General features: G+C 47.1%; 3 protein-coding genes. All 3 read left to right on the top strand.

Annotated features, from left to right (window positions below; all coding sequences use genetic code 11):
• Positions 1-508 precede the first annotated feature (508 nt).
• The 3 genes from FYJ58_RS14415 to FYJ58_RS14405 all read left to right on the top strand — a co-directional run bounded on the left by FYJ58_RS14415 (position 509) and on the right by FYJ58_RS14405 (position 3,392).
• Entirely contained in the window at positions 509-739 is a 231-nt protein-coding gene (locus FYJ58_RS14415; RefSeq protein WP_002576320.1) for a hypothetical protein, read from the top strand.
• A gap of 84 nt (positions 740-823) precedes the next feature.
• Positions 824-2,035, top strand: coding sequence for a tyrosine-type recombinase/integrase (locus FYJ58_RS14410; RefSeq protein ID WP_002576319.1), 1,212 nt, complete (start codon positions 824-826; stop codon positions 2,033-2,035).
• Between the two features lie 145 nt (positions 2,036-2,180).
• Positions 2,181-3,392, top strand: a complete 1,212-nt coding sequence (locus FYJ58_RS14405; protein ID WP_002576318.1) for a tyrosine-type recombinase/integrase — start codon at positions 2,181-2,183, stop codon at positions 3,390-3,392.
• Positions 3,393-3,780 lie beyond the last annotated feature (388 nt).

The raw sequence follows: 3,780 nt of genomic DNA, 5'->3' as shown, positions 1-3,780 counted from the left end.
AATTAATTTTTAAATCTACAATGATGCTGCTTTTTAAAATCATACTGTTTACCTCCATGGTAACAGTATAGCATCTGTACATTTTTATTTTGGATTTTTTGTACATATATATTGTACCATTTATACCTATGTACGAGCGAATCAGGCACGCCGCGAAGATGGACAGCCCCAGGAGGTGATGAATAGGACTGTTCCGAGCGATCCACGTCAGCCTGATACCCGAAAGTGGCATTTCAGGGCGCGATGACTGCATAGGGGTTAAAGATACTTCCTCACGGCCTCCTAAAGACTTGGGGGGAACTCTGCGGCGCACGAGTAAAACGACGCTGTGGAGTTATGACAGCCGCGCCAGCGGAGACCGGAATGTCCCCATCGCCAGGGGTGCGTGGCAAATGTGGCGAGTAAATTTTTCAAAGTCAGATACCATGCGCTGGCAGCTTCGGTTGCCAGCGCATTCATGTGATTTTGAAAGCAACAACCACATCTTTGACAGAAAGGGGGACCACCTATGGAAAAATTGATTTCGCGGAAAGAGGCTGCCAAATTACTGGGGATTAGCATTGCCACTTTGGATGCAGCTCGAAACAGTGGGCTAATTTCCTATGTTCAGTATGTGCAAAATGGTTGCGTGTACTTTACAGATGCTGGCCTTCAGGAGTATATCGCAAAATGCACCCATCGTGCAAAGCCAGTGGAAAAAAGCGCTACATACCGCAAGCTGCGAAGTGTCCGAGCTTGAGCTGTTCCGTATCCTTGCTGGAACCTAATATGTCTGATAAAACAAAGGTACAGCGCTGGACATTATTCTTAGGAGGTGACGGAATTGGCAAAAAGAAAAAGGGCAATTCCTCAATATGGTACGGTCGTGCTTAACGGCATTGAATATTATAGAACCAGAGTCGAAGATTCGGATGGAAACAGAGTGGCGCTTTATGCAAAGACGCCCGAAAAGCTTTATGACAAGGAACTGGAGGCGTTAGAGCAGATTGACAGTACTACGTTTCGTCGAAGATCGCCTACGGTTGCTGAGTACTGTGAGAAGTGGCTACTGATGCAGTCCGTCCATGTTCGGGCCACCACCTTGACAGATTATACCTCTAAGGTGCGGCGGCACATTATTGGAGGGCTGGGAGACAAGAGAATGGCTGATGTATCCCTGGATGACATCCAACTTGCCCTCGTACCTGTTTCCAAGAAGTCGGCTTCGGTTTATAAGTCTGTGGTGATTCTCTGCAAGTCCATTTTCCGGGCGGCCAAGGAGAGCCATGTGATTGACGAGGACCCGACCATATACCTGGATGCAAAGGGAGGAGTTCCCCAGGAAGAAAGACAGGCATTGACGGATGAACAGGTTGAGCGGCTTTTGGACACGATCCGGGATTTGCCGCCCTATGTATTTGTGATGATCGGTTTATATGCCGGTCTGCGCCGGGAAGAAATCCTGGCGCTGCAATGGGATTCTGTGTATCTGGATGCAGAGGCTCCGTACTTAACGGTACGGCGGGCATGGCACACAGAACATAACAGGCCGGTCATTCTTACCGAGCTAAAGACCAAAGCGGCACAAAGAAACATTCCTCTCCCGGTCTGTCTGGTTGAATGTCTGAAAGATGCAAAGAAAAAATCCACTTCGGATTATGTGATTGCCAATCGGGACGGTGATCCGCTATCCTATACACAGTTTAAGCGGCTGTGGCAGTATATTGTGACGCGGACTGCAAAGCCGAGAATGGCCAGAAAACTTGTGGACGGAAAGTATGTAAAATATATGCTTTACCCGAAACTTGGAGAAAAAGCCAGGAATAACGGCCATGTGGTATATAGCCTGGATTTTGAAGTGACACCGCATCAGCTGCGGCACACCTACATCACCAATCTGATTCATTCTTCGGTGGACCCCAAAACGGTACAATATTTGGCGGGCCATGAAAGCAGCAAAATCACGATGGACATTTACGCAAAGGTCAAATACAACAGGCCGGATGATCTTGTCAAAGCAATGGGCTGTGCCTTTGACTTATGGGACGCTGTGTAAGTTCCGAACAATTCAGAAAATGAAGTAAGAGCGAGACAAGGATGTCTCGCTCTTAGTTTTTCCTTGGCCGTATCTTTGATTCAATTTGAAATCTCTGATAAAAAGGAGGTGTAGATACATCACCACGCGAGAAAGGAAATTAATTATGGCAAAGAAGAAAAAAAACATACCTCAATATGGAACCGTCACACGAAAGGGTGTCCTGTATTACAGAACCCGGATTCTGGACGCAGACGGCAAGCAGGTGAGCTTGTATGGGACTACCTGCGAGGAACTGTACGATAAAGAGCAGGAGGCGAGACGCCAGGTAGCGGAGATCATCTTCCACCGGGAGCATCCTACTGTGGCCGAGTATTGTGAGAAGTGGCTGTTGATGCAATCCGCAAAAGTGTCGCCGGCTACACTGAAGGGCTACGCCTCCAATATGAAGAACTACATTATCAAGCCTTTGGGAGATATGTATATGGAGGAAGTAACAGCGGATGATATTCGTCTGGCGCTGATCCCATTGTCCAATAAGTCCGAGAGCCTGCACAATACGGTGAATATGCTCCTCAAGTGCATTTTTTACTCGGCAGAGCGGAGCCAGTTGCTGGAATACAATCCGTGTGAGGGGATTTCGGCAAAAGGAGGGAAACCGACCCAAAAGAAAGATTCGCTGACAGACCAGCAGGTGGAAGTGCTGCTGGAAACCGTCAAAGGACTTCCGCCGTATCTGTTTACCATGATCGGCTTATATGCCGGTCTGCGCCGAGAAGAAGCTCTCGCCTTGCAATGGGATTGTGTGTTCCTCGATGCACCCACTCCATATATCTCTGTGCGGCGCGCATGGCGATCAGAGCATAACAGACCGGTTATCTCTACAACGCTTAAGACGAAAGCAGCAAGAAGGGATATTCCCATTCCCAAATGCCTTGTGAATTGTCTGCGGGAAGCCAAGGCTGCCTCCAAATCGGAATATGTGATTGCCGATAGTGAGGGACAGCCCTTGTCATATTCGCAGTTCAAACGTGTCTGGCAGTACATCGTTGTTCGGTCTACCAAGGAGCGTACCTATTATAAGTATGTGAACGGACAGAGCATCAAGTACACTGTTCAGCCGAGTCTGGGAGGACATCAGAAAAACAATCCCAACATTGTGTATAGCCTGGACTTCGATGTGACACCGCACCTGCTGCGGCATACCTACATCACCAATCTTCTGTATGCAGGTGTTGACCCCAAGACGGTCCAGTACCTTGCCGGACATGAGAACAGCAAGACAACTATGGACATCTATGCAAGAGTAAAGTATAATAAACCAGAACAGCTATTCGATGTAGTAAATTCTGCATTTCATCAAGCTGTCCCCTCGTAAAAGTGGCCTGTTTTTTGGGTTAAGGAATAGGACAACCGAGGGGCCGAGGCTCAAAAAAGCCCGGAATATCAAGGAAAATCATCGCTCAGACGATTGAAATATGGTCTTAAAGCAGCTCGTCGTGCACCACAGTTCTCAAAGAGATAATAAATGCTGCTTGCGAGCATTTTTATCGAATGGACGAGAAAGTTTACTTTCGAGTTGTCAAAACGTTAATATTTATGAGATTAGAAGCTCTAGAAAACTTGTATTTTCTAGAGCTTTTTTTACTTTATAGGAAAGTTCGACTTTCGTTAAACGCTTGGATGAAAATAGCCCGCACAAAGGCGGGCATGGGAAATAGACGACACTGTTTAGAAGATATAAAAACCTTCTACACCAGCCTCAT

Source organism: Velocimicrobium porci, assembly GCF_009696045.1.
Lineage (GTDB): Bacteria > Bacillota > Clostridia > Lachnospirales > Lachnospiraceae > Velocimicrobium > Velocimicrobium porci.
The sequence above is the reverse complement of the archived record's forward strand: the minus strand, read 5'-3'. Positions and strand labels throughout refer to the sequence as shown.

Coding starts and splice junctions, on each gene's coding strand:
- FYJ58_RS14405 (WP_002576318.1), top strand. CDS start 2,181: ATGGCAAAGAAGAAAAAAAACATACCTCAATATGGAACCGTCACACGA.
- FYJ58_RS14415 (WP_002576320.1), top strand. CDS start 509: ATGGAAAAATTGATTTCGCGGAAAGAGGCTGCCAAATTACTGGGGATT.